The sequence below is a fragment of the Bradyrhizobium genosp. SA-3 genome (genome assembly GCF_004212635.1).
GTDB lineage: Bacteria > Pseudomonadota > Alphaproteobacteria > Rhizobiales > Xanthobacteraceae > Bradyrhizobium.
This window is the reverse complement of sequence record NZ_PSRT01000105.1, coordinates 24,620-30,729: the sequence shown is the minus strand read 5'-3', so window position 1 is coordinate 30,729 and position 6,110 is coordinate 24,620. Positions and strand designations below refer to the sequence as shown.

The window sequence follows — 6,110 nt, the reverse complement described above, 5'->3', positions numbered from 1 at the left end:
TTCGCCGGGACGACGTTGGAGCGGCCTTTCGGCATCAACAAATCTCATCCGAACCACGACATTTTCTCATCCCTCGCGCGGTTGCATTTTTTGCGTCGCATCATATGATGATCATAATCTTACTTGTCACCACAGGGAGTTTGTCATGGCCGAAGCCGCCGATCCCGTCGTCATCGTCTCCGCCGCCCGCACCCCGCTCGGCCGCTTCATGGGCGAATTGTCGCCCTTCCCCGCACACAAGCTCGGATCGCACGTGATCGGCGCGGCGCTGGAGCGCGCAAAACTCGCGCCCGAGAAGGTCGATGAGGTCTTCATGGGCTGCGTGCTGCCGGCCGGTCAGGGCCAGGCTCCGGCGCGCCAGGCCGCGCGTGCAGCAGGTCTCCCCGACGCCACGGGTGCCACCACCGTCAACAAGGTCTGCGGCTCCGGCATGAAAGCGACCATGCTGGCGCACGATATCATCCGCGCCGGCTCTGCCGAGATCGTCGTCTCCGGCGGCATGGAGAGCATGAGCAATGCGCCGTATCTTTTGGCCAAGGCGCGCGGCGGCTACCGCGCCGGCCATGACCGCATCATCGACCACATGATGATGGACGGGCTGGAGGACGCCTACGAGACCGGCCGCTCCATGGGTGATTTCGGCGAGGCCACCGCGGAAGCCTACCAGTTCACCCGCAAGGACCAGGACGCCTACGCGATGGAGACACTCAGCCGCGCGCGCAAGGCCGTCGAGGGTGGCGCGTTCAAGGCCGAGATCGCGCCGATCACGCTCACCGAGAAAGCGGGTCCCCGCATCATCGCCAATGACGAACATCCGCTGAAGGTCGATCCCGCAAAAATCCCCGGCTTGAAGCCGGCATTCCGCGCCAACGGCACCATCACGCCGGCTGCCTCCTCCGCCAATGCCGACGGCGCTGCCGCGCTGGTGCTGACCAAGCGCTCGCTCGCCGATCGGAGCGGCTTGCCGGTTCTGGCCGAGATCAAGGGCCACGCCACCCACAGCCAGGAGCCGCAATGGTTCACCACGGCGCCGATCCCGGCGATCCGCAAGCTGCTCGAAAAGGTCGGCTGGAGCGCAAGCGATGTCGATCTGTTCGAGATCAATGAGGCCTTCGCCGTCGTGGCGATGGCGGCGCAGCGCGATCTCGGCATTCCCCGCGACAAGCTCAACATCAACGGCGGCGCCTGCGCGCTCGGCCATCCCATCGGCGCGACCGGCGCGCGGCTGATCGTGACGCTGCTGCATGCGCTGGAGGCGCAGAACCTCAAGCGCGGCGTCGCCGCTCTCTGTATCGGCGGCGGCGAAGCCACGGCGATTGCGGTGGAGCGACTGGCGCACTGACGCGGAAAGTCCGAAAACGAGGGAACTCTGTCATTTTCGACAGACGCCTCCCGTGCCATCCTGCAAGCTGACGCAGGTCTCTTGCGACCTGCCCATCAACGTTGAGGCCCAATGATCTCGAACTGGCTCGCGGCAGCACTTTCCCGCCGCAACATCCACTACGGCTGGGTGATGGTCGGCGTGACCTTCCTCGCCGCGCTGATCAGCGCCGGCACGGTCGGTGCGCCCGGCGTGTTCATCGTTCCCCTGCAAAAGGAGTTCGGCTGGAGCACGGCGGAGATCTCCTCCGCGCTGTCGATCCGCTTCATCCTGTTCGGGCTGATGGCGCCGTTCGCGGCCGCCCTGCTCAACCGCTACGGCCTGCGCAACGTCACGCTGGCCGCGCAGCTGATCGTCGTGTCGGCGCTCGTGCTCTCGCTCGGCATGACCGAGGTCTGGCAGCTCGTGGCGCTGTGGGGCGTGGTGATCGGGATCGGCACCGGCATGACTGCGCTGGTGCTCGGCGCAACCATTGCCACGCGCTGGTTCGCAGCAAGGCGCGGCCTCGTCGTCGGCATCATGACGGCGAGCGTCGCCACGGGCCAGCTCGTGTTCCTGCCGCTGCTCGCAAGCCTCACCGAACGCTTCGGCTGGCGTCTCGCGCTCGGCTTCGTCTGCATCATGCTCGGCGTCTCGGCCCTGGCAGTCCTGCTCGCGATGCGCGACCGGCCGAGCGATGTTGGCCTGCGCCCGTTCGGCGACGAAGGCACCGCGCCCCTGCCCGTTCCGCCCGTGAGCCATGGCTCGATCACAGGCGTTGCGCTCGGCACGCTGCGCGATGCCTCGAAATCGACTGCGTTCTGGATCCTGTTTGCGACCTTCTTCGTCTGCGGCGCCTCGACCAACGGTCTGGTCCAAGTGCACCTGATCCCGATGTGCCTCGATTTCGGCATCCCGCAAGTGCAGGCGGCGAGCCTGTTAGCTGCGATGGGCATCTTCGATTTCTTCGGCACCATCATGTCGGGCTGGCTGTCGGACCGCTACGACAATCGCTGGCTCTTGTTCTGGTACTACGGCCTGCGCGGGCTATCGCTGATCTTCCTGCCCTTCAGCGATTTCTCGTTCTACGGCCTGTCGGTGTTCGCGATGTTCTATGGGCTCGACTGGATCGCCACGGTGCCGCCGACAGTGCGCCTCACAGCCCAGAAATTCGGACCCGAGCGCGCCAATCTGGTGTTCGGCTGGATCTTTGCCGGCCATCAGCTCGGTGCCGGTACTGCCGCCTTCGGCGCCGGTTTTTCGCGAACGGTCTATCAGAGCTATCTACCCGCCTTCTTCATCGCCGGCGCGCTGTGCGTGTTCGCCTCGCTGATCGTGCTGGCGCTGTCGCGGCAACCCAAGCCGAAGCCGCAAGCGGCGATGGCCTAGTACCTGATCGTGGTGGTGACGCCGAACACCGCGGCGTCACCGATCCGCGAGACGTCGCTCGGATCGTTCGGGTTCGGGACGCCGCCGGAAGGGCGGAACACGTACTGGAAATACGGCGCGATCAGCCAGCCCGGCTTGACGTGCGCCTCGTAGATCATCTCGATCAGGGTCTCGTTGCTGCGCACCGGACTCTGGATGCCCGTGAAGGCCTGCGTGTCGAGATCGAGATTGCGGGCGGTGTTCGAAATCCGCATGTAGGCCATCGCCACGCCGAACCGGTCGAGGGGGCGGCCAGGCGTGAAGCCGACGAAGCCAATGCCGCCGTCCATATACAGGTCGATCAGATTGCGGTCCGGCGGGCTGTAGGCGATGCGGCCGAACGCCGTGATGCCAGGGAGCGAGGCTGAGGTGCTGTTATCCCTCACCTCCGGCGGGCGATAGAGCACCTGCTCGATCACCGCGAAGATTCCATAGTTGCCGCGAAGTTTTGCAGCAATGCCGCTGCCGCCGGGATCGGCGATCGACAGGCCCTCCGCGGTAAAACGCTGGCTGTCGAACGAGCCATAATGCTTCCAGGCGCCCGGCGTGAAATTGCCGGCGAGCGGTCGGCCGCCGACATCGATGTCGTAGTTGAAGCGGACCTGCCCGATCACCCAGGGCGGATCGTTGACACGAAACGCAAGGCCATGGTGGTCGCGCAATTGCGGATCGACATCGCCCGGCCCCGAGGGATCGCCGTTGAACACCGCGCCATAGGCGGTAATCTTGTCCGTCAGCGCCGCCTTGATACGAATGCCGGGCACCGCGATCGGTGGCGCCGGGCCGCCGGCCGGAAGGTTGGATGCCTTGATCGCCGGCCAGCCGAAGGTGCCGTTGATGAAGAGGTCATCGGTCTCGCTGTCGAAGAACTCGACGTCCGCGGCCTGCTGGCCGGCCCTGATGTTCAGCCGATCGTTGAAGAAGCTCTGCTCGAAATACGCATTGTAGAGCCGCTGGTCCGGCAGCGCCTCGATCTCGCTGATGGTGGCGAGATTCATCACGTAGTTACGGGAGAGACCCTGGCCGTAGATCACGAAGGCATTGGCGTAGAAGCGGCCGCCGGTCCAGCCGACCAGCTTGTCGAGATCGGCATCGACCGACAGATCGAGACGGCCGAAATGGATGGCACCGCGCTTCACGCCGCCGGAGACGTTGGCGATGTTGTCGGCGATATAGGTGGCGCCGAAATTCAGGCCCTTGTTGGCGAGGCCATCATGCCATTCGTTGAACCATTTTGGAAACAGCCACTCGGCCGCGCGCTCGTCCTTGGCGCCGGCGAGCGCATTCGTGGTTATCGCCGTGCAGACCAGCATAATAGCGGCCGCGCCTCGCAACAGGGAGCTATGGGCAGTCACGATCACGGCTGATTCCGGCTGACATACGCTACTTGAATATGCCCGTCCGCCGCATGAAGAGATAGGCCGCACCAACTGACGAAGCCATCAAAACGGCCGCCCAGAGAAATCCGCTCTCGACCTCGGTGAGCGGCAGGCCCTTGGTGTTCATACCGAAGATGCCGGTGACCAGCGTCGGCGGCAGCAGCATAGAGGTCACGATCGACAGCGTGTGGAGGTGGCGGTTGCTCTCCTCCTCGTTCTTGAAGCGCAGCTCCTCTTCGAGCAGGCGGCTGCGCTCGCGCAGCTCGACGATGTCGTGATCAAGCCCATCCAGCCGCTGCGCCAGCTTGCCGGCGTGGATGCGCAAAGCCGGCAACAGGTGGTCGGTGTTCTTCTGGTCGAGGCGGTGGAACAGCACGCGAAGGCCCGTAAGCTGACGATGCAGCCTCACGCAGGTCCGGCGCAGCCGACCGAGATTGCGGCGCATCTCCGGCTTGCTATTGTCGGCGAGGATCCGCTCCTCGATGTCGTCGATCTCCTGCCCGAGCTTGTCGGCCATCCGGTCAAGCGTGTCGGCGACCTCATCGACGATCTTCTCCAGGAGATGAGCGACGTTGTCGATGCGATAGCCGCCTTCGAGCACGCGGCGCGTTGCGTCCGCCGAGCACAGCGCCTGATGGCGTCCGCTGACCAGGAGATGCTCGGTCATGGCGAAGCGCAGGAACGCGGTCTCTTCCGTCGCGCTGTCGATCTCGCGCACGAGGTCGGAGAACACGCCGTAGACGCAGTGATCGATGACGTGAAGCTGCTGGAACGTGTCGTTGGACAGCAGCAGCTCGCGCGCAAGCGGGGGCAATTGCGAGGCCGCAATCCACGGCCGCACACGCGCGTCGGTCAGGTTGAAATGCAGCCAGAGCCGGCCGTCATGGCTGAACTCGATCGGCTGGTCGATCGGCAGCGCTTCGGTGCTGCCGTCGCTGTGCAGACGGAAGGCCCACACGAGACCGGCAATGGCGGGTTCGGCATTCGTTATCGCGCTGACAAGCTTTGCCGGCTCAGCCATGGCCAACCCCAACCGTCAACAATGCTCCGTATCCGGAAGATGGCTGACGGCATCTTCCGGCCCCCGCGCGGCTACTCAATTACGGTTTTGTTACAGTTTGATGATGCAGAGCGATCGCCGCCCTATTCCGCGGCCAGCCCCGTCGCGGCCAATGCCTCTGCTTCCCTGACGTAGTCATGCACGACACGGCCGAACGGCAGCGTCAGGTCGGCGATGTAATGGTGCGCGCCGAGGCAGCGGCGGACCGGGAAGTCGGCGACTGGCGCATTGACGTGCGGCACCAGATGCAAACGGCCGGGTCCCATCCACGAGCCCTTCGGCACGATGTCGGCGAGGTTGATGGCGACGAGCTGGCAGACCTCCAGGCGGCCGTCGACGCCGGGGATCATCTTCAGATTGACCTGCGTCTTCGACAGCGTGGCGCGGGTGAGATCGCCGTTGCCGGCCATGCTCTCGTGCTTGTAGCCCATCGTGCCCATGGCGACGAGCTGGCCGGCATATTCCAGCGTGCCCGTCAGCGTGTCCTTGACGATCTCCAGCTTGGGATGGGCGTACTTCTTCGGAAAGCCCCAGATCTCGCGGCCGGCGGCGATCGGCGGATCGTCATCCAGGTACATCTGCGAGACGAAATTGACCTCTTGCCATTGAGGCGCGCGGGAATGACGAGGCCGGACTCGGTGTAGCTGCCGAAGCCTGAGGAGTCAGGCATCTTGATCCATTCGTAATGCACGATCGGCTGGTCGATCGGCTCCAGCGGCTCGGGCAGGCCGGCGCGGATCAGCTCCGGATCGGTCTCGTAGCTGATGACGAGGAATTCGCGGTTGACGAAGCGATAGGGCCCGGCGGGATAGCTCGGCCCCGCCGCCGGCATGGACGGAAGTCTCAGCACGTCTTCCCTGCGCATCCTGATCTCCTCTCGTGA

General features: G+C 64.7%; 4 protein-coding genes and 1 pseudogene. 2 read left to right on the top strand and 3 right to left on the bottom strand.

The features are described 5' to 3' along the window. Positions 1 to 145: 145 nt before the first annotated feature. The gene (locus CWO91_RS30095) at positions 146 to 1,342 is read left to right on the top strand and encodes an acetyl-CoA C-acyltransferase (protein WP_130218790.1); all 1,197 of its coding nucleotides are present in this window, start codon (positions 146 to 148) and stop codon (positions 1,340 to 1,342) included. Between the two features lie 111 nt (positions 1,343 to 1,453). Further along, positions 1,454 to 2,749 (top strand): MFS transporter, encoded by a 1,296-nt coding sequence (locus CWO91_RS30090; protein ID WP_130218788.1) that lies wholly within the window; start codon positions 1,454 to 1,456, stop codon positions 2,747 to 2,749. On the opposite strand, the gene CWO91_RS30085 is transcribed toward CWO91_RS30090, so the two are convergent. The 3 genes and pseudogenes from CWO91_RS30085 to CWO91_RS30075 form a co-directional block, all read right to left on the bottom strand. After that, complete coding sequence (locus CWO91_RS30085) at positions 2,746 to 4,101, bottom strand: carbohydrate porin (protein ID WP_433995585.1); 1,356 nt, start codon at positions 4,099 to 4,101, stop codon at positions 2,746 to 2,748. The two genes, CWO91_RS30090 and CWO91_RS30085, sit on opposite strands and share 4 nt — an antisense overlap. Before the next feature lie 70 nt (positions 4,102 to 4,171). Then, positions 4,172 to 5,188 carry a transporter gene (locus tag CWO91_RS30080; RefSeq protein ID WP_130218785.1) on the bottom strand — a complete coding sequence of 339 codons (1,017 nt, stop codon included), beginning with the start codon at positions 5,186 to 5,188 and terminating at the stop codon, positions 4,172 to 4,174. Positions 5,189 to 5,310: 122 nt separating this feature from the next. Continuing rightward, a pseudogene (locus tag CWO91_RS30075) lies at positions 5,311 to 6,092 on the bottom strand (acetoacetate decarboxylase). Between the last annotated feature and the right edge of the window lie 18 nt (positions 6,093 to 6,110).